Annotated in this window: 19 protein-coding genes; 7 read left to right on the top strand and 12 right to left on the bottom strand. The window is 67.3% G+C overall.

Going from position 1 to position 19,273, the window contains the following annotated elements; genetic code table 11:
- From VLG41_RS14705 to VLG41_RS14680, 6 genes are all read right to left on the bottom strand, one after another.
- The coding region (locus tag VLG41_RS14705) for an ABC transporter ATP-binding protein (RefSeq protein ID WP_325350146.1) at positions 1-945 on the bottom strand (945 nt) is incomplete at its 3' end.
- A gap of 2 nt (positions 946-947) precedes the next feature.
- The gene (locus VLG41_RS14700) at positions 948-1,859 is read right to left on the bottom strand and encodes an ABC transporter permease (RefSeq protein WP_325350145.1); all 912 of its coding nucleotides are present in this window, start codon (positions 1,857-1,859) and stop codon (positions 948-950) included.
- 120 nt (positions 1,860-1,979) lie between these two features.
- Entirely contained in the window at positions 1,980-3,554 is a 1,575-nt protein-coding gene (locus VLG41_RS14695) for an ABC transporter substrate-binding protein (protein WP_325350144.1), read from the bottom strand.
- Positions 3,551-4,834: a M20 aminoacylase family protein gene (locus VLG41_RS14690; protein WP_325350143.1), complete on the bottom strand. Its 1,284-nt coding sequence runs from the start codon at positions 4,832-4,834 to the stop codon at positions 3,551-3,553. Before VLG41_RS14690 ends, VLG41_RS14695 begins: the two co-directional genes overlap by 4 nt.
- 2 nt (positions 4,835-4,836) lie before the next feature.
- Positions 4,837-5,817 carry an ABC transporter permease gene (locus VLG41_RS14685; RefSeq protein ID WP_325350142.1) on the bottom strand — a complete coding sequence of 327 codons (981 nt, stop codon included), beginning with the start codon at positions 5,815-5,817 and terminating at the stop codon, positions 4,837-4,839.
- Positions 5,818-5,880: 63 nt separating this feature from the next.
- Positions 5,881-7,449, bottom strand: a complete 1,569-nt coding sequence (locus tag VLG41_RS14680; protein WP_414652499.1) for an ABC transporter substrate-binding protein — start codon at positions 7,447-7,449, stop codon at positions 5,881-5,883.
- A gap of 284 nt (positions 7,450-7,733) precedes the next feature.
- Here VLG41_RS14680 and VLG41_RS14675 point away from each other — a divergent pair, with 284 nt between their 5' ends.
- A complete protein-coding gene (locus VLG41_RS14675) occupies positions 7,734-8,036 on the top strand; it encodes a helix-hairpin-helix domain-containing protein (protein ID WP_325350140.1) in 303 nt (100 codons plus the stop codon).
- Positions 8,037-8,121: 85 nt separating this feature from the next.
- Here the strand turns inward: VLG41_RS14675 and VLG41_RS14670 are convergent, their stop codons facing one another.
- Positions 8,122-9,171, bottom strand: a complete 1,050-nt coding sequence (locus VLG41_RS14670) for a porin (RefSeq protein ID WP_325350139.1) — start codon at positions 9,169-9,171, stop codon at positions 8,122-8,124.
- A gap of 267 nt (positions 9,172-9,438) precedes the next feature.
- Complete coding sequence (locus tag VLG41_RS14665; RefSeq protein WP_325350138.1) at positions 9,439-10,449, bottom strand: porin; 1,011 nt, start codon at positions 10,447-10,449, stop codon at positions 9,439-9,441.
- A 231-nt stretch (positions 10,450-10,680) separates the two neighbouring features.
- Between VLG41_RS14665 and coq7 the strand changes: the two genes are divergently transcribed.
- Positions 10,681-11,343, top strand: a complete 663-nt coding sequence (coq7, locus tag VLG41_RS14660) for a 2-polyprenyl-3-methyl-6-methoxy-1,4-benzoquinone monooxygenase (protein ID WP_325350137.1) — start codon at positions 10,681-10,683, stop codon at positions 11,341-11,343.
- Positions 11,344-11,362: 19 nt separating this feature from the next.
- On the opposite strand, the gene VLG41_RS14655 is transcribed toward coq7, so the two are convergent.
- Complete coding sequence (locus VLG41_RS14655; protein WP_325350136.1) at positions 11,363-11,812, bottom strand: OsmC family protein; 450 nt, start codon at positions 11,810-11,812, stop codon at positions 11,363-11,365.
- A 213-nt stretch (positions 11,813-12,025) separates the two neighbouring features.
- On the opposite strand from VLG41_RS14655, the gene ilvA reads away from it, so the two are divergent.
- Together ilvA and VLG41_RS14645 are read left to right on the top strand one after the other, a co-directional pair.
- The gene (gene ilvA, locus VLG41_RS14650; RefSeq protein WP_325350135.1) at positions 12,026-13,588 is read left to right on the top strand and encodes a threonine ammonia-lyase, biosynthetic; all 1,563 of its coding nucleotides are present in this window, start codon (positions 12,026-12,028) and stop codon (positions 13,586-13,588) included.
- A 7-nt stretch (positions 13,589-13,595) separates the two neighbouring features.
- Positions 13,596-14,702 (top strand): nicotinate-nucleotide--dimethylbenzimidazole phosphoribosyltransferase, encoded by a 1,107-nt coding sequence (locus VLG41_RS14645; RefSeq protein ID WP_325350134.1) that lies wholly within the window; start codon positions 13,596-13,598, stop codon positions 14,700-14,702.
- A 13-nt stretch (positions 14,703-14,715) separates the two neighbouring features.
- Here the strand turns inward: VLG41_RS14645 and VLG41_RS14640 are convergent, their stop codons facing one another.
- From VLG41_RS14640 to VLG41_RS14630, 3 genes are read right to left on the bottom strand one after another with little or no spacing between them, the layout of a single operon-like run.
- Positions 14,716-15,432 carry a 3'-5' exonuclease gene (locus tag VLG41_RS14640; RefSeq protein ID WP_325350133.1) on the bottom strand — a complete coding sequence of 239 codons (717 nt, stop codon included), beginning with the start codon at positions 15,430-15,432 and terminating at the stop codon, positions 14,716-14,718.
- Positions 15,429-17,351 carry a DUF294 nucleotidyltransferase-like domain-containing protein gene (locus VLG41_RS14635; RefSeq protein WP_325350132.1) on the bottom strand — a complete coding sequence of 641 codons (1,923 nt, stop codon included), beginning with the start codon at positions 17,349-17,351 and terminating at the stop codon, positions 15,429-15,431. Before VLG41_RS14635 ends, VLG41_RS14640 begins: the two co-directional genes overlap by 4 nt.
- Positions 17,352-17,370: 19 nt before the next feature.
- The gene (locus tag VLG41_RS14630; RefSeq protein WP_325350131.1) at positions 17,371-17,886 is read right to left on the bottom strand and encodes a type II secretion system protein N; all 516 of its coding nucleotides are present in this window, start codon (positions 17,884-17,886) and stop codon (positions 17,371-17,373) included.
- 62 nt (positions 17,887-17,948) lie between these two features.
- Here VLG41_RS14630 and gspG point away from each other — a divergent pair, with 62 nt between their 5' ends.
- From gspG to gspI, 3 genes are read left to right on the top strand one after another with little or no spacing between them, the layout of a single operon-like run.
- Positions 17,949-18,401: a type II secretion system major pseudopilin GspG gene (gene gspG / locus VLG41_RS14625; protein WP_325350130.1), complete on the top strand. Its 453-nt coding sequence runs from the start codon at positions 17,949-17,951 to the stop codon at positions 18,399-18,401.
- A gap of 34 nt (positions 18,402-18,435) precedes the next feature.
- Positions 18,436-18,900, top strand: a complete 465-nt coding sequence (locus VLG41_RS14620) for a prepilin-type N-terminal cleavage/methylation domain-containing protein (RefSeq protein ID WP_325350129.1) — start codon at positions 18,436-18,438, stop codon at positions 18,898-18,900.
- Positions 18,897-19,265 carry a type II secretion system minor pseudopilin GspI gene (gene gspI / locus VLG41_RS14615; protein WP_325350128.1) on the top strand — a complete coding sequence of 123 codons (369 nt, stop codon included), beginning with the start codon at positions 18,897-18,899 and terminating at the stop codon, positions 19,263-19,265. The genes VLG41_RS14620 and gspI overlap by 4 nt, the downstream gene beginning before the upstream one ends.
- Positions 19,266-19,273: the final 8 nt, after the last annotated feature.

Here is a 19,273-nt window from a genome sequence, read left to right as displayed (position 1 = left end):
TTTCACGACCTCGCGCACCGGGCCGATCTCGACGATGCGGCCCGCATACATCACGGCGACGCGATCGCAGGTTTCGGCGATCACGCCCATGTCGTGCGTCACCAGCATCACGGCGGCCCCCTTTTCCTTGCACAAGCGCTTGAGCAGCGAAATGATCTGTGCCTGGATCGACACGTCGAGCGCCGTGGTGGGCTCGTCGGCGACGATCAGCTGCGGCTCGGCCGCCAACGCCAGGGCGATCACCACCCGCTGGCGCATGCCGCCGCTGAACTGGTGCGGGTAGTGGTCGACGCGTGCCTCGGCCGCCGGAATGCCGGTGTCCTTCAGCAACTGGATGGCACGCTGACGCGCTTCGCCATGGTTGAGCGGCAAATGCGTCTGGATGGTCTCGATCAGTTGCCGCCCGACGGTGTACAGCGGGTTCAGCGAGGTCAGCGGGTCCTGGAAGATGGCGCCGATCCTGCGGCCGCGCACGCGGCGCATCGCGTCGTAGGGCAGGTTGTCGATGCGCTGCTCGGCCGCCGGGATGCCGGTGTCCCGCAGCAACTGGATCGCGCGATCGCGCGCCTCGGCCGCGCTCACCGGCAGATGGGTGGTGATGGTCTCCGTGAGCTGGCGGCCCACGGAGTACAGCGGGTTCAGCGAGGTCAGCGGGTCCTGGAAGATCGCGCCGATCTTGCGCCCACGGACGCGGCGCATCTTCTCGTGTGGCAGGTTGTCGATGCGCTGGCCCTCGAGCAGCACCTGCCCGGAGGCGATGCGCCCCGGCGGCTCCAGCAGGCCGATGATGGAGGCGCCGGTGAGCGACTTGCCCGCGCCGGACTCGCCCACCACGCCCAGGATCTCGCCGGGCGCGATGTCGAAGGAGATGTCGTCGAGCGCGCGCAGGGTGCCGCGGCGCGTGGGGAATTCGACGACGAGGTTCTTGACTTGCAACAGGCTCATGGTCAACGCAGCCTAGGGTTGAGGGCGTCGCGCAGCCAGTCGCCCAGCAGGTTCACGCTGAGCGCGATGAGGATGAGCATGAGGCCGGGGAAGATGGTGATCCACCACTCGCCAGAGAAGAGGTAGTCGTTGCCCACGCGGATGAGCGTGCCCAGCGAGGGCGATGTGGGCGGTGCGCCCACGCCCAGGAAGGACAGCGTGGCCTCGGTGATGATGGCCGTGGCGACCTGGATGGTAGCCAGCACCAGCACCGGGCCCATGACGTTGGGCAGCACGTGGCGGCCCATGATGCGCATGGGCGCCACGCCGGTGACGCGCGCGGCCTGCACGTATTCCTTGCTGCGCTCCACCAGCGTGGAGCCACGCACGGTGCGCGCGTACTGCACCCAGCCGGCCAGCGTGATGGAGATGATGAGCACGCCGAAAGCGAGCGTCTCGTGCGCGTTGGGAAACAGGGCGCGGCCCACGCCGGCGATCAGCAGCGCGATCAGGATGGGCGGGAAGGACAGCATCACGTCGCACAGGCGCATGAGGAAAGCGTCGATCCAGCCGCCGAGAAAGCCGGCCAGCAGGCCCAGCGTGACGCCGATGAGCACCGACAGCACCACCGATGCCAGGCCCACGGCGAGCGAGATGCGCGCGCCGTACATGAGCGCGGAGAGGATGTCGCGGCCCTGATCGTCCGTACCGAGCACGAACTGGGAGGTGCCGCCTTCCTGCCACATGGGCGGCAGGCGCGCGTTCATCAGGTCCAGCGTGGCCAGGTCGAAGGGGTTGTGCGGCGCGATCCAGTTGGCAAAAAGCGCGCAGACGATGCAGATGAGCGCGATCACCGCCGCCACGATGGCCGTGGGCGAGGTGCGGAAGCTGTACCCGACATCGCTGTCGAGCGCGCGGCGAATGGTGGCAATCAAGAAGACGTCCTGAAGAGTGAAGCGATGCGCAGGCCCAGTGCCAGCGCGGAACCGGCTCCGCCGGGCCGCTGCTGGCGCCCCCCTTGGGGGGTGACGCCGCAGGCGGCGCGGGGGGTGACCTTATTTCACCGACATGTAGCGGAACGGCATGAAGTTGTCCGCGAGCTGGGCCAGGGTGACGTTGTTGGCCACGCCCCAGGCCAGGGCCTGCTGGTGCAGCGGGAGGTGGCCGATGTCGTCCGCATGGATCTTGAAGGCTTCGCGGATCATGGCGTCTCGCTTGGCCTTGTCGGTCTCGGACTGGATCTGCTTGGTGAGCTCATCCACCTTGGGGTTGCAGTAGGCCCCCAGGTTGAACTGGCCCGAACCCGAGTCGTCCACGCAGCGCATGAGCGCGTTGAGCGCGTTGTGCGAGTCGTAGGTGCCCGGCGTCCACCCCAGCATGTAGAAGCTGGTGTCGCGGCGCAGGATCTTCGGGAAGTAGGTGCCCTTGGTCTCGGCCTGCAGGTTGATCTTGACGCCCACGCGCGCCAGGTTGGCGGCCACGGCCTGGCAGACGTTGCCGTCGTTGACGTAGCGGTCGTTCGGGCAGTTCATGGCCACTTCGAAGCCATTCGGGTAGCCGGCCTCGGCCAGCAGCTTCTTCGAGGCTTCGGGGTCGTAGGGCAGGCGGGTGTTCAGGCTGGCATCGAAGCCGTTGATCCCCGGGCCGACCATCAGCGCCGTGGGCGCCGAAGCACCGCGCATCACCGTGCGCTGGATGCCCTGGATGTCGATGGCCTGGTAGAAGGCCTGGCGCACGCGCTTGTCCTTGAAGGGGTTCTTGCCCTTCACGTTGGAGTACAGCAACTCGTCGCGCTTCTGGTCCATGCCCAGGAAGATGGTGCGCAGTTCGGGGCCCTGCATGACCTTGGATTTGCCGCTGGCGTTGATGCGCCCCACGTCCTGCAGCGGAACGGGTTCGATGACGTCGACCTGGCCCGACAGCAGCGCGGCCACGCGCGTGGAATCGTTGCCGATCGGCGTGTACTCCACCGTGCTCACGTTGCCTTCGATCTTGCCCCAGTAGTTGCCGTTGCGCTGGAAGGTCGTCCTCACGTTGGGCTGGCGCTCACGCAGGCGGAACGGGCCCGTGCCATTGGCGCGGAACGAGGCGGCGTTCTCGATGCCCTTGCGCCGGTCCACCGGGCGTGTGGCCTGGTTGTCCTCGCACCACTTCTTGCTCATGACGTAGAGCAGCGAGAGCACGTCGGGCAGGATGGGGAACGGCCCCTTGGTTTCGACGTCGACGGTGTGCGAATTGACCTTGCGCACGTCCTTGACGTCGTTCACGTAGCTCTTCATGTCCGAGCCCTCGCCGGCGGCGCGCGCGAAGGTGAACAGCACGTCGTCGGCGGTGAAGGGCGTGCCGTCGTGGAACTCCACGCCCTTGCGCAGTTCGAAACGCCAGACCGTGGGCGAGGTCTGCTTCCAGCTCGTGGCCAGGCCGGGCACCAGCTTGAGGTTGCGGTCGCGCGCCACCAGCGGCTCGTAGACGTTGCCCGTCACGGTGAGCTGCAGGGATTCGTTGAGCGAATGCGGGTCCATCGACAAAGCGTCGCCCTGGTTGCCGATGCGCACGGTCTGGGCGCTGGCGGCACCGGTTGCCAAGGCGGCGGCCACGAGCAGGGCGGCCGAGGATTGCTTGAGGTTCATGCTTCGCTCCTTGCGGGGGTGGGTAAAGGTGTGGAGGTGTTCTGGCGGGGCGCCGCGGGCGGGTCGGCCAGCGGCATGCCTTGCTCGATGAGACTGGCGTGCAGGGCTGCGCCCAGCGGCAGCACCTCGTCGTTGAAGTCGTAGCGGCTGTTGTGCAGGAAACAGGCGCCCTGCCCGTTGTCGGCGCCCTGGCCCAGGCGCAGGTACGCGCCCGGCTTGACCTGCAGCATGAAGGAGAAGTCCTCCGCGCCCATGCTCGGGTCCATGTTGCGGTCCACGTGCTCGTGGCCCACGAGCTTTTGCGCCACTTCCATGGCGAAGCGGGCCTCGTCGCGCGTGTTGATGGTGGCCGGGTAGATGCGCTCGTAGTTCAAGTGGGCCGAGGCCCCCAGGCCCAGCGCCACACCGGAGCACACCTCGTGCAGGCGCTTTTCCACCATGGCCTGCACCTCGGGGTTGAAGGTGCGCACCGTGCCGATGAGGCGCGCGGTACCGGGAATGACACTGAAGGCCCCCGGGTCGCCGGCCTGCATGGCGCACAGGCTGATCACGGCGCTGTCGATGGCGCGCACGTTGCGCGAGACGATGCTCTGCACGGCCGTGATGATGTGGGCCGCCACCAGCACCGGGTCGACCGCGGCGTAGGGGTGAGCGCCGTGGCCGCCCTTGCCGGTGATCTCGATCGTGATGCGGTCGGCCGAGGCCATCATCGGCCCCGGGTTCACGCCCACCATGCCTGGGCGCATCTGCGGCCAGTTGTGCATCGCGAAGACCGACTGCACCGGGAAGCGCTCGAACAGGCCGTCCTCGATCATGGCCTTGGCCCCGGCGAAGCCTTCTTCGCCCGGCTGGAAGATGAGCACGGCCGTGCCGTCGAAGTGGCGCGTTTCGGCCAGGTAGCGCGCGGCGCCCACCAGCATGGCGGTGTGCCCGTCGTGGCCGCAGCCGTGCATCATGCCGGGCTTGGCCGACTTCCAAGCGAAGTCGTTGTGCTCGGTCATGGGCAAGGCATCCATGTCGGCGCGCAGGCCGATCATGCGGCCGCTGCCGCTCTGGCGCCCACGGATGACCGCCACCACGCCCGTCTTGCCGATGCCGGTGTGGATCTCGTCCACGCCGCAGACCTTGAGCGACTCCACCACGCGCTTGCTGGTGTAGACCTCCTCGAAGCCCAGTTCGGGGTGGGCGTGCAGGTCTCGCCGCAGCGCGGTGAGTTCGGGGTGAAAGGCCGCGATGTGCGCGAACGCCGGGCCATGCACCTTGTAGCGGGACTTGTTCATGATCAATGTCCTCCAGGCTTTTCCACGCGCAGGCGCGGATCGACCGCAAAGTACAACAGATCGACGACGAGGTTGATCACCACGAAGATCAGGGCGATCAGGCACAGGTAGGCGGCCATCACGGGAATGTCGGCGAAGGTCACGGCCTGGATGAACAGCAGACCCATGCCCGGCCACTGGAACACCGTCTCGGTGATGATCGCGAAGGCGATCAGGCCGCCGAGCTGCAGACCCGTGATGGTCATCACCGGCACCAGCGTGTTCTTCAGCGCATGGCCGAAGTGAACGGCGCGGTTGGTGAGCCCCCGAGCCCGCGCGAACTTGATGTAGTCGGTGCGCAGCACCTCCAGCATCTCGGCGCGCACCAGCCGCATGATCAGCGTGAGCTGGAAGATGGCCAGCGTGACGGCCGGCAGGGTGATGTGGATCCAGCCCTTCGTGGTGAGCAGGCCCGTGCTCCACCAGCCCAGGTTGACCACGTCGCCGCGACCGAAGCTGGGGAACCAGCCGAGGTGCACGGCGAACATCAGGATCAGCAGGATGCCGATCAGGAAGGTGGGCAGCGACACGCCCAGCAACGAGATCGTCATGAAGACCTGGCTGAGGAAGGTGCCGCGCTTGAGCGCTGCGTACACGCCCATGGGAATGCCCACCAGCAGCGCGAGCACCGCGGCCACCATGGAGAGTTCCAGCGTCGCCGGGAAGCGTTCTGCGATCAGGCGTGAGACCTTGGCGCCCTGGCGCAGGCTCAGTCCGAACTCACCCTGCGCGGCGTTGACGAGGAAGTGCCAGAACTGCACGAAGAAGGGCTGGTCGAGCCCCAGATCGGCGCGCAGGGCCCGCACCTGTTCCGGCGTGGCGTCCTGACCGAGCAGGAACACCACCGGATCCCCGACGTACTGGAACAGCATGAATGCGATCAGCGCCACGCTGACCATGACGATCACCGCTTGCGCGAGACGTCTGAGAATGAAGGCGAACATCGATGAAAAAGCAAGAGAGGGTCGCGCCCGGATGGAGGCGACCCTCTTCGGTCAATACCCGGGTCAGTTTACCGTGATGAGCCGCCAATCGAGGCGGTTGTCGGCGCGGTGAACCACGTTGATGTTCTTCTTCATCGCCCAGGGGATGATCTGGTTGTGCAGCGGCAGGTGCGACACGTCGGCGTTCGACAGCTCAAGCGCCTCGGTCAGCAGACGGTTGCGGATCAGCAGGTCGGTCTCGACCTTCGCGCGATCGATGATCTGGTCCATCTTGGGGTTGCTGTAGCGGCCCACGTTGTAGTTGCCGTCACCGCCCTGGCCCACGCTGCGCACCAGCGACTGCAGGCTGTACATCGCGTCGAAGGTGGGCACGCCCCAGCCGAGCATGTAGATGCTCGCTTCGTAGCGCTGGATCATCGGGAAATAGGTGGACAGCGGCAGCGTGCGCAGCTTGGCCTTGACGCCGACGCGCGCCCACATGGCCGTCACGGCCTGGCAGATCGCCTCGTCGTTGATGTAGCGGTTGTTGGGGCAGGCGAAATCGACCTCGAAGCCGTCCTTGTAGCCGGCGTCGGCGAGCAGCTTCTGCGCAGCCGCCACGTCGAACGGGTAGCGCTGGTGCACGCCCTCCGTCCAGCCCGTCACCTGCGGCGCGATGATCGCGCCCGTGGGCTGACCCAGGCCGCGCAGCGTGACGCGCGCGATCGCGTTCATGTCGATCGCCTGGTACAAGGCCTTGCGAACGCGCACGTCCTTCAGCGGGTTCTTGCCCTTGACGTTGCTGCCCACCAGCTCCTCGCGGTGCTGGTCCATGCCGAAGAAGATGGTGCGGTTCTCCACACCGTCCATGACCTTGAGGTTGCCGTCCTGGCGCAGGCGCGGCAGGTCCTGCGGGCTCGGGTCGAGCACGAAATCGACCTCGCCCGAGAGCAGCGCGGCCATGCGCGTGGCCGTGGCCTTGACGGGCGTGTAGACGATCTCCGTGACGTTGGTCTCGGCACCCTTGCCCCACCAGTTGGGATTGCGCGCGAGCACCATCTTCTGGTCCTGCGACCATTCTTTCAGCACGAAGGGGCCGGTGCCCATCGCGTTGCGGTGCGCGAAGTTCTCGTCCTGCGTCTTGATGTCCTTGGGCGCGGTCGAGTTGTTCTTCTCGGCCCAGGCCTTGCTCATCATGCGCAGCTCGGTGAGCTGGTTGACCAGCACCGGATTGGGGCCCTTGGTGAAGATGTCGATGGTGTTGTTGTTGACCTTGACGATGCGCTCGATGCCCTGGATGTACGGCGTGAAGTTCGAGGTCGGCGCCATCGCGCGCTGCAGCGAGAACACCGCGTCGTCGGCCGTGAAGTCCGAGCCATCATGGAATTTCACGCCGGTGCGCAGCGTCAGGCGCAACTGGGTCGGCGACAGCTGATTCCAGCCCGTCGCCAGCAAAGGCTCGGGCTTGAAGGTGCGGCTGTTGTAGTACACCAGCGACTCATACACCGAAGCATGGATGCCGTTGGCCAAGGCGTTGTTCTGGGAATGGATGTCCCAGGTCGGGATGTCACTGGCACTCGTCCACTTGAAGGTCTTGGCTTGAAGGCCACCGGTCGTGACAGCCAAGGCTGCTCCCAGCACGACCGCCTGCATGGGCACGGAGAACGGTTTCATCGTTGACACCTGAAATAAATGAAGGTGCCGCGACTATGCAACAAGCGTTCCTGCGCGAGCGACGGGACTTACCCGTACCAGGTATTCGGCGCGCGGAGCGCCCTAGCAACCATGACGCAATGCTGACGTCAGCACGCCGTTTTCGGACGCTATGCCAATCATCATTTGTCCGTCATTTCAAATAATTCTTTATAGCTATATTTGTGGCACCTATCGCAATCGTTGATAGGTCTTTCAACCTCAACCCAGGAAGGCTCATCGCCATGAAGAAAATTCTCGTCGCCGCCCTTTTCTCCCTGCTTGCCGCCACAGGCTTCGCTGCCGTCGACGTCAACAAGGCCTCGGAGGCCGATCTCGACAGCATCAAAGGCATCGGCCCGAGCACCACGAGCAAGATCCTTGAGCAGCGCAAGGCCGCACCATTCAAGAGCTGGAGTGACCTCATCGAACGTGTGCCGGGCATCGGCGACAAGCGCGCTGCGAAGCTGTCGCAGGAAGGCCTGACGGTGAACGGCGATGCATTCAAGCCGACCGCCGCGCCGGCCGACGCCAAGCCCAAGCAGTGAACTCAGGCTCGCGGCACCACGCACCATGAAAAAAGCCGCCCGGCGTGCCGGGCGGCTTTTTGTTTGAGCAGCGCTCTTCTGAAAATCAGAAGTTGTGCTGGATGCCCAGGCCGAACAGGGTGCTCTTGTCTTCGCCGCCGAGCAGCAGGTCTTCGGTCTTCACGCGCTGGTAGGCACCGTACAGGAAGGTGCGCTTGGACAGCGTGTACTTGGCGCCCAGGCTGAGGCCGGTGGCTTCTTCGAAGTCGACGCCGCCGGTTTCGCGGGTCGAGCGGGCGATGCCCACGCCGATGTCGAAGCCAGCGCCCACGGGAACGTCGACGCCGAGGTTCCATTCGTTGGCCTTGATGTCGCCCAGACCGTCCGGAGAAATCTTCACCTGGTTCACGCCGCCGACCAGCTTCAGGAAGCCGAAGTCATACGAACCGTTCAACAGGTTGTAGGTGGTCTTGCCGGTGAGGCCCGCATCGCTCAGGAAGTTGGGGGCGTCCAGGTAGACGGGCACGGCGCTCTCGACCTTCTCGGCTTGGTGCGCAAAGCCCACCACGATCGGGCCATTGGCGTAGTTCAGGCTGAACGACACCAGGCTGCTGGAGCTGTCGGTCGCGGAGATGGCGCGGTCTTCACCCAGCGAGTACGCAACGGCACCCGAGAAGCCACCGAAGTTCGGCGAGTTGTAGCGGATGGTGTTGCGCGGGTTGTCTTCGTAACCCAGCCAGGTGCCCCACGACGCCGCGAAGTTGGCGTTGAAGGTGTCGTTGGCCATGGCGCGCGTGTCGTCGTACGGCGTCCAGGGCTTGCCCAGTTGGACCTCACCGAAGCCACCCGACAGGCCGACCCACGACTGGCGATCGAAGCGGAAACCGCCAGCGGTGCCGTTGTCGACGGACAGCGCGCCTTCGAGGTTGAAGTTGGCTTTCAGACCACCACCCAGATCCTCGGAGCCTTTGAAGCCCAGGCGACTGGTGTTGAAGCCGCCGCTTTGCAGCACGGAGGTGCTGGTATCGACGCCACCGATTTCGGTTTTCTGCTTGCCGACCCAGACGTCAGCCATGCCATACAGCGTGACGCTGGACTGAGCCATCGCGGCGCCGCAAGCACCCAGGACGGCGAGAGCGATCAGACTTTTCTTCATGGGGGAGTTTCCTTTTCCTTTGGAACGGTTTGGAAGCGTTTCACGCGACTGAAACTGAAGCGATGGTAGCCAGCGTCCGATCCGTTTACGGGTTACTCCTTAGGGTTTTACACGGAGAGGCCCAAAAACGTGGCAATCATGCAACATCGCGGTCGCACCAAGCTTCAGCAAGCTTCGCACCAATTGCTTCAGATACAGACAAGAAAAAAGCCACCGCCGAGGCGGTGGCTTTTGGCCTTTGATACCAGCGGGCAAGCCCGCAGACGATCAGAAGGTGTGGCGGATACCGATTTCGTAGCCGGTCTGCTCGCCAATGCCGGTTTCGGCGGTGAAGGCAGCGTTGGTGCTGATGCGCGCGATGTTCGCGTTGAACGAGGTGCGCTTGCTGAGCGGGTAGGTGTAGCCCAGCGCGATCTGCTTGCCGCTCTCGTCAAAGAAGCCGACATCTTCCACGTTGGTGCGAACGTACGAGAAGCGCAGCAGGCCAGGACCCACAGGAGCGGTCAGGCCGACCAGCACGTTGTTCGCCTTGATTTCGCCGCCAGCGAATTCAAGCTTGGCGGTGGTGTACTGGAACATCGGCTTGATGAAGCCGAAGTCATAGGCCACGCCGAAGTTGACACGGCTGGGGTTGTGCAAGCCAACGGTGGCGGCACTGCCAACTTCCTGAGCAGCCGCAACGTCCACGCTCAGGGGACCAGCGTTGTAGCCCGCACGGATGCCGTGGTAGTCGTTGTTGTTCGTGGCGCTCTCACGCGGAGCGTACATGTACGCCACGTCGAAGCTGCCGAACTTGGCCAGGTAGCCAATGCCGTTGTCCGAGCGCACGCCAGAGGTCGACACCGCGCCGAACACGCCAGCGCTGTTGAACATGTTGATCGAGCTGCCCAGGCCGTTGGTGCCGAACGGATCGTACTTGGTGTGCACCGTGAAGGTCGGGGTGTAGTCACGACCCAGGCGCAGTTCGCCGAAGCCACCGATCAGGCTCACGGTGCTGCGACGACGGAATTGCAGGCCACCCGGGGTGCCGGTGTCGGGATCCAGGTCGCCTTCCAGGTGGAAAGCGGCGCTCATGCCGCCGCCCAGGTCTTCCACGCCGCGGAAGCCGATAGCGCTCGACGAGATCAGGTTCTTCGACATCGAGGTGATGGAGGGACCGGTTTCGGGGTTGACGTGGCGAATGCCCATGTCAATGTTGCCGAACAGGGTCACCGACGACTGGGCCATCGCGGCGCCGGAGGCGGCGACGGCAGCCAGAGCGATCAGGGTCTTTTTCATCGAGGAATTCTCCAAGGTTTGGGTTAAGAGGCCGGGAGTCTGTGCCCCCGAGCCGACCTCCATTGAGGAAGCTGGGGGCATTGCATCAGAAACGACTTGCAACCGCCACGTTTGTCGGCCGCAAGTTGCCCCAGCGTGGTGCTGTTGTTGCAGCATTGCCACGGTTCCCAGGGGTTACCCCTAGACTCGTGGCGTGGCACGATAGGCCGACGCTTCGATTGAGAGAACGACATGAAACCGCTGAGTGATGCCCTCGTGGGCGCGGCCGATTCGGCCCTTCGCACCCTGTTTGCCGCGCCACGGGCCAGCCAGGCCTGCCCCACCGTGCCCGAACATCACGACGATGGTGCACTGAGCACCGAGGAGCGGCATCTTTCTGGTGCATTGATGCGCGTGAACCATGTCGGCGAGGTGTGCGCCCAAGCCTTGTACACGGCCCAGGCGCTGGCGGCCCGCTGGCCCGGGCCGCGCGGCAAGGCACCGAACGAGGCCCTGGCTCGCCAGTTGGAAGACGCCGGCCGGGAGGAAACCGATCACCTGGCCTGGACCAAGACGCGCCTCGACGAACTGGGCAGCCGGCCTTCGCTGCTCAACCCCCTCTGGTACGCGGGCGCTTTCGGGCTGGGCTTGCTCGCCGGGCGGCTGGGCAAGGGCCCCAGCCTGGGCTTCGTGGTGGAAACCGAGAGGCAGGTGGAGGCCCACCTGGCCAGCCACCTGGACCGGCTGCCGATCGAGGACCATGCCTCACGGGCCATCGTGGCGCAGATGAAGCTCGACGAGGCCCGTCACGCCCGCCTGGCCCAGCAGGCCGGCGCGGTCGAATTGCCGGTGCCCGTGAAGGGGCTGATGCGGATGGCAGCCAAGGTCATGACGACCGTGGCGCACAGGATCTGAACCGGACCTGCGCGAGGCCTCAGCCCTCCAGCAGATCGAAGCTGGTCGTGATCTCGGCCGTCTTGGCCAGCATGATGCTGGCCGAGCAGTACTTCTCGTGGCTCATGGCGATCGCCCGCTCGACCGCGCTGGCCGGAACGCCCCTGCCCGTGACGGTGAAGTGCATGTGGATCTTCGTGAACACCTTCGGGTCCACGGGCGCGCGTTCGCTCGTGAGCTTGACCGAGCAGCCACGCACGTCGTGGCGGCCACGCTTCAGGATGAGTACCACGTCATAGGCCGTGCAACCGCCCGTGCCGGCCAGCACCGTCTCCATGGGGCGCGGGGCCAGGTTGGCGCCACCGTTCTCCGGCTTGTTCGCATCGGGCGCGCCGTCCATGGCGAGCACGTGCCCGCTGCCGGTTTCGGCCACAAAACCCATCGACGAGCGGGTGCCACTGGCGCCGGTCCAGGTGACGGTGCATTCCATCAGGTACTTCTCCGTGACAAAGCCCGCGATTTCTGAGGGCTTTGCTCTAAAAATGAGGGCAAGAGACGTCGGGTTGTTGCAACGCAGCAAACCGGCGATATACTTACGTCATTGTATTGAACCGGTTGTCTCCTCTACCCTCCACGGGTGGATTCAAACCCGGACCAGCATCGTTGGTCCGGGTTTTTTTTCGCCCGTCGATAATGTCCCGTGATGAAAGCCGCTGCCCCACTGACGCCCGCCGACTACCTCAAGAAGATCCTGACAGCCCGGGTGTACGACGTGGCGGTGGAGTCGAGCCTCGAGCCCGCCCGAGCCCTATCCCGGCGCGTGCACAACACGGTGCTGCTCAAGCGGGAAGACCAGCAGCCCGTCTTCAGCTTCAAGCTGCGTGGTGCCTACAACAAGATCGCGCACCTGAGCCCCGAGCAACTGGCCAAGGGCGTCATCTGCGCCTCGGCGGGCAACCATGCCCAGGGCGTGGCCCTCAGCGCGCGCAAGTTGGGCATCCGCGCGGTGATCGTGATGCCGGTGACCACGCCGCAACTCAAGATTGACGCGGTGCGGGGTTTCGGGGGCGAGGTGGTGCTGCACGGCGACAGCTACACCGACGCCTACAACCACGCGGTCGGCTTGCAGAAAAAGCAGGGGCTCACTTTCGTTCATCCCTTCGACGATCCGGACGTGATCGCCGGCCAGGGCACCATCGCGATGGAAATCCTGCGTCAGTTGCAAAGCCTGGGCTCGAACCAGCTCGACGCGGTGTTCGTCGCCATCGGCGGCGGCGGTCTGGTCAGCGGCGTGGCCAACTACATCAAGGCCGTGCGGCCCGAGATCAAGGTCATCGGCGTGCAGATGACCGACTCCGACGCCATGATGCGTTCGGTCAACGGGAAGGAACGCGTGACGCTGCCCGACGTCGGCCTGTTCGCCGACGGCACGGCGGTCAAACTGGTCGGCGAAGAAACCTTCCGCATCGCGCGCGAACTGGTCGACGAGTTCATCGCAGTCGACACCGACGCCGTCTGCGCCGCCATCAAGGACGTGTTCGTCGACACGCGCAGCATCGTCGAACCCTCCGGCGCCATGGCGGTCGCGGCGATCAAGCAGTACGTGGCCACGCACAAGACCAAGGGCCAGACCTACGCGGCCATCCTGTGCGGCGCGAACATGAACTTCGACCGCCTGCGTTTCGTGGCCGAGCGCGCCGAGGTGGGCGAGGAGCGCGAGGCGCTGTTCGCCGTGACCATGCCTGAGGAGCGCGGCAGCTTCCGTCGCTTCTGCGAGGTCATCGGCTCGCTGCCCGGCACGGCGCGCAACGTGACCGAGTTCAACTACCGCATGCACGACAGCGCCCAGGCGCACGTGTTCGTGGGCCTCACCACGGCGGGCAAGGGCGAGTCGGCCAAGATCGCCCAGCAACTCGTGCGCCACGGCTTTGAAACGCTCGACCTCACGCACGATGAACTCGCCAAGGAGCACCTGCGCCACCTCGTGGGCGGGCACTCCGTCCACGCCAGCGACGAGCGCCTGATGCGCTTCATCTTCCCCGAACGACCGGGCGCCCTGCTCAAGTTCCTGAGCCTCATGCGCCCCAGCTGGAACATCAGCCTGTTCCACTACCGCAACCAGGGCGCCGACTACGGGCGCATCCTGGTGGGCCTGCAGGTGCCCGCCAAGGATGACAAGGTCTTCGCCAAGTTTCTCGACACGCTCGGCTATCCCTACGTCGAAGAAACACAGAACCCGGCCTACCGGCTGTTCCTGCGCAGCTGAACACGCCATGGCGCGCGATCCCGCTCTCACGCCGATCAACGCACAGCGCCCGTTCGCGCCCGTCGAGGGCCTGAAACTGCCCGCCATCGCCAGCACGGCCGACGCCATGCTGGAGCACGCCCTGCACCGCCGCCTGCAGCCCGAGGGCCAGCCGGCCAACGCGCTGGGCCAGTTGCAGTGGCTGGCGGGTCAGCTCGCGCGCATCCAGCACAGCAGCGCGCTGCCATTCGACCTGCTGGTGTTCGACGCGCCGCAACTGGTGGTGTTCGCCGCCGACCACGGCCTGGCCGTGGAGGGCATGAGCGACCTGCCACAGTCCACCACCGCCGAGCTGGTCACCCAGTTGCTCACGGGCCGCGCGCCGGTGAACACCCTGGCCCGCCAGCACGGCTTCGAGGTCACGGTGGTGGACGCCGGCATGGCCACGCCGATCACCCCGCCACCGCCCCACCGCGGCCGTGCGCCGGCCACGCTGCAGCCGCGCAAGATCGCCTATGGCACGCGCAACTGCCTGCTGGGCCCGGCCATGTCGCTCAAGCAAACGGTGGCGGCTCTGCACGCGGGCATGGACGTGGTGCGCCACCTGCCGGGTACCGTGCTGGCCCTGGGCGAGGTGGGCGTGGCCAACCCCGCCAGCGCCGCGCTGCTGCTCTCGCGCCTGTGCGGCGTGCCCATGGTGGACGCCCTGCCGCGCGACGACGGCCCCGGCTCGGCCTTCGACGACACCGTGCACTTCCAGCGCTTGGACAAGCTCACCGCCGCCGCCCAGCGGCACGCGCAGGCGGTCTCACCCATTCACGCGCTGGCGGCCTTCGGTGGGTTCGAGATCGCGATGATGGCCGGGGCCATGCTGCAGGCGGCCAGCGAGCGGCGGGTGGTGCTCGTCGATGGCTTCGTGGCCGGCGCCGCGGCGTTGGTGGCGCGCGGCCTGAGCCCGGCCGTGGCAGACTATCTCGTCTACGCCCAGCGCTCGCCGGCCACCGCGCACCGGCTCATGCTGATCCACCTGCAGGCCATGCCCCTGCTCGACCTGGACCTGCACATCAACCAGGGCACCGGCGCGTTGCTGGCGTGGCCGCTGCTGCTGGCGACGCAGAGTCTGCTGGAAACCTGAGCGGCGCGCCGGCCTAGTGTGCGGCCAGCCAGCGGCGACTCGCCGCCAGCCGCCGCACCTGGCGCCAGCTCCGGCACTCCTTGGCCACCGCGGGCCACACGCTCTGCAACAACTCGCACTCGGCCAGGGTGTCGGCCGCTGCCTGGTGGCGCTTGGGACAGGTGATGCCGAAGTGCGCCATCCATTCGTCCAGCGATCGCGCGCGCACCCGCGGGTGCGTGGCGGCGCACAGGTGCTCGATGTCCGCCCAGGGGTTGACCAGCCGGTGCCCGAGGAGCTGGCGCACGTGGCGCCCGATCAGCGCTTCGTCGAAGGCACTGTGGAAGGCCAGCAGCGGCGCCTCGCCGACGAAGGCCTCGAACGCCCGCAGCGCCTCGACCGGATCCAGGCCTTCGCGCTGGCTCTGCACACCAATGCCGTGCAGCAGGATGTTGTCGCGGCTGGAGGCCTGCACCTGGCGCAGCACCACCTCGAAGCTGTCGCCCAGGCACACGTCCAGTCGCCGGCGCGCCCAGTCCACGCGCAGCCCCACGGCGGCGATCGCCAGCAGGCGGTCGCGCGCCACGTCCAGGCCGCTGGTCTCCACGTCGAGCACCACCCAGCGCTCGGTGGCCGCCGGGAGCGAGCCAGGCGCGCGGCCGAACCAGCCCGACCACCAGGCGAGCTGAACAAGCCTCCGTGCGGCGCCCTGCGGGGCCAAGCGCCTTGGGAACGGCCCGGCGGCGCTCATCGGTCGTAGTCCAGCTTGAGCCGCTGCTGCAGCGCGCGCAGCACGCGCAGCGTTTCCTTCAGGATGCGGCGGTCGATGTCGTTGAGCGTGTCCACGGCGATGCGGTTCGGGTTGTCGCCCACGGTGGTGCCGTCGAGCTGGGCGTGCAGCCGCAGCAACTGCAGGTAGTCGAAGCCGCCGATCCAGGCCTCGGACTCGTGCGCGGGCACGCCCAGCAGCGGCCCCACGGCCTGCAGGCGCTCGCGCGTGTTGGTGGCCGGCACGCCGTGCGCGAGCGCGTACAGCCGGGCCACGTCCACGAAGATCGCGGTGCCCTGCAGCTTGATGTCCAGCGTGTCGTGTCCGCCCACCGTGACCGTGTCGATGTTGCCCAGCCAGTTCAGCGGCGCTTCATGTTCCAGGCCGTTGAGCGCGAGCTGTTTCAGGAAGCGCGGCGTGGTGCGCGCGTGCTCCGTCACCTCCTCTCGCAGCGCCTGCGCCAGGCCTTCGTCGCCCGCCAGCGGGCGAAAGTCGAAAAAGATGCTGGCGTTGAGCAGGTCCTTCGGCGAACCGTGCTCGATCCAGTGCGCGAAACGCTCGCGCCACTGCGACAGCGTCAGGCACAGCTCGGGTTTGCCGGCCATCACGCCACCCTTGCACAAGGGGTAGCCGCAGTCGTCCAGCGCCTGGTTCACCTCGCGCGCGAAGGCCAGGTAGCGCGCCGGATCGCTGCCCTCAGGGCGGATCAGGGCGTTGTCCTGGTCGGTGGCGATGGTCTGCTCGCTGCGCCCCTCGGAGCCCAGCGCCAGCCAGCACGCGTCCGCGAGCGACAACTGGTGCCGATCGGCGGCCAGCTCGATCAGCCGCGTGGTGAGCGCGTCGTTGAGGTGGCTGATCAGCGCCGTGAGCTGGCGCGCCTGCACCCCCTGGCCCAGCAGGGTGCGCGCGAAGCGCCGGATGTCGTGCGCCACCACGCGCAGCGTGTCCACGCTGGTGGCGTTGCGGATGCTGGAACTCACCTGCTTGAGGCTGAGCCGCTGCAGCGCGAACAGGTCGCGCTCGGACACGATGCCCACCAGGCGCCCGCCGCGGGTGACGGGCACGTGGCGGATGCCATGCGTGGACATGGCCAGCGCCGCGTCCTGCGCGGTGGCGTCGTGCGGCAGGCTGTGCACGGGCTGCACCATCACGGACGACACGGGCGCGTCCAGCGGCGCCTGTGGCAAGGCCACACGGCCCAAGACGTCGGAGCGCGTAAGGATGCCCGTGGGTGCCCCCGCGCCATCCACCACCAGCATCGAGCCGATGCGCCGCTCATGCATCTGCCCGAGCACCTCGCGCAACGGCGTGTGCGGCGCGCAGCTCACCGGCGCCTTGTGGCCCACCAGCTCGGCCAGCGGCGTCTCCAGCGACTGCTCCGCCAGCGCCTGCGAGGAGTACGCCACCTGCAGCGCCGCGCGCGAGAGTTCCAGGAACTTCAGGATGCGCCGGTTGAGGAAATCGCCGAACGGCGGGCTGCGCTGGGCCAGGGCGCGCATGTCCTCGGCGCCGATCACCAGCACGAAGGTGTCTTCGGTGGCGTGGTACTGCGTGGTCGGCGCGCGCTGAGCGAGCACGGCGCTGATGGGGAACAGGTCCCCCGCCTCATATTGAAAGGCGCCGCCCGAGACCTCGGACAGCCCGCGCTTGCCGGTGACCGCGCCGCGGCGGATGAAGAACAGCTCGCGCACGGGGCCGTCCTCGGGGGCCACCACCGGTTCGCCGGGGGCGTAATAGGCTTGGCGTGAGGCCGCCACGAAGGCGCTCACGTGCGCGGGGTCCATCTCGTCGAAGGGCGGATGGCGCCGCAGCTCGTCGCTCAGGTTGGCCAACAGGCTGCCCGAGGGCCGCAAGGCGTCCGGTGCTATCGGCTCGGTCGTCGTGGCACCGCGCTGGGCCATGGCCGGGTCGCCAGCGGCCTCAGGACGATTCGCCCGGGACCTCGGGCAGCGTGAGCTCGAAGCCCGACGCGCCAGCGCCCGAGGGCGCCAGCCGCACCGAGCGGCGCTGCACCGACTCGAGCACCACACCGCCGTCGAGCTCCATGCCCACGCGGTAGGGCTTGGGCGGCTGGCCGTCGATGGCGATCAGGGCGGCGCCATCGGCCCCGCCGGCCGCCACCACGCCCAGCAACTGGAAGCGCGAGGCCAGTGGGGGCGGCGCGCCGGCCGGGGCGTCCACGGCAGGCACCTGCACGGCACCCAGCACCCTGGCCACCGATGCCGCGTCGGGCACGGGCGGCGCCACGGCGGGCGCGGCCACCGGCGTGAGCGGCGAGCGCCCCAGCGTCTGCAACACCCAGTAACCCACGCTGAGCCCGGCGGCCAGCCACAGCAGCACCGCCAGCAAGCCCGGGGCGCGCCGGGGCGCGCCGCCGGACGCCGCCGCGCCCTCGCCGAGGAAGACCGAGTGCCCGAAAGTGGATGGCCGACTCATGCGCGCATTATGATCGACCGACCCCTTCGCGGGGCCCTGACGACACGGTGCCGGAGACCCCTTTGACACGCCCCCTCCTCCCCTCCTTCACGCCCGCCCGGCGCGCGCTGCGCCGCGGCTTCACGCTCATCGAGCTGATGGTGGTGCTGGTCATCATCGGCGTGCTGGCCGCGCTCATCGTCCCCAACGTGCTCGACCGCACCGACGACGCGCGCGTGACCGCCGCGCGCACCGACGTGAACAACCTGATGCAGGCGCTCAAGCTCTACCGCCTGGACAACCAGCGCTACCCCAGCGCCGAGCAGGGCCTGGGCTCGCTGGTCAACAAGCCCACCGTGGGTGCCATCCCGCCCAACTGGCGCCGCTACCTCGACAAGCTGCCCAACGACCCCTGGGGCCGGCCGTACCAGTACCTCAACCCCGGCGTGCATGGCGAGATCGACGTGCTCTCGCTGGGCGCCGACGGCCAGGCCGGCGGCGAAGGCGCCAACGCCGACGTCGGCAGCTGGCAGTGAACCGGCCGGCCCGCTGACGGCCAGCCACCACCCCATGCATCGCGGCCACCTCCGGGGCTTCACGCTGCTCGAGCTGATGGTGGTCGTGGCCATCATCGCCATGGCCACCGCGGCCGTCACCTTCTCGCTGCGCGACGACAGCGGCACCCGGCTCGAGCGCGAGGCGCTGCGTCTGTCGGCCATGCTCGAATCGGCGCGCGCGCAATCGCTCACCAGCGGCCTGCCCGTGGTCTGGCGCGTGCGGCCCAAAGGCTTCGAATTCATCGGTCTGCCGCGCGCACGGGCTGGCGATGGCCCCACGCCGTCTGAAGGCGTGCATCAGTGGCTCAACGCCGACACCGCCGCGCTGGTGCTGCAGCCGCCCGGCGCCACCGCCCTGGTGCTGGGGCCCGAGCCGCTCATTCCCGCCCAGCGCATCGCCCTCGGCCTGGGCGAGCGCCGCCTCGTGCTGGCCACCGACGGCCTGGGCCCCTTCCGCGTGGCCACCGACACCCCATGAAAACCGCGCGCGGCTTCACCCTGATCGAGGTGCTGGTGGCCCTGGGCGTGGTGGCGCTCACGCTCACCACCGGCCTGCAGGCCAGCAGCGCGCTCACGCGCACCGCCGAGCGGCAGACCGAGCAGTGGCTGGCGACCCTGTGCGCCGAGAACGCGCTCACCGCCTTGCGCCTGCAACGCCAGTTGCCCGGCACCGGCGACACCGACGCCGTCTGCGAACAGGCCGGCCACGCCCTGCGCGTGCGCGTGTCGGTGCTGCCCACGCCCAACCCCAACTTCCGCCGGGTCGACGCCACGGTCATTCGCGGCACCGATGGCTCCGGCACCCGTCTGCTGACCTTGTCGACGGTCCAAGGCCGCTACTGATCCATGAA

Source organism: Hydrogenophaga sp., from assembly GCF_035481345.1.
Classification (GTDB): domain Bacteria; phylum Pseudomonadota; class Gammaproteobacteria; order Burkholderiales; family Burkholderiaceae_C; genus Hydrogenophaga.
The sequence above is the reverse complement of the archived record's forward strand: the minus strand, read 5'-3'. Positions and strand labels throughout refer to the sequence as shown.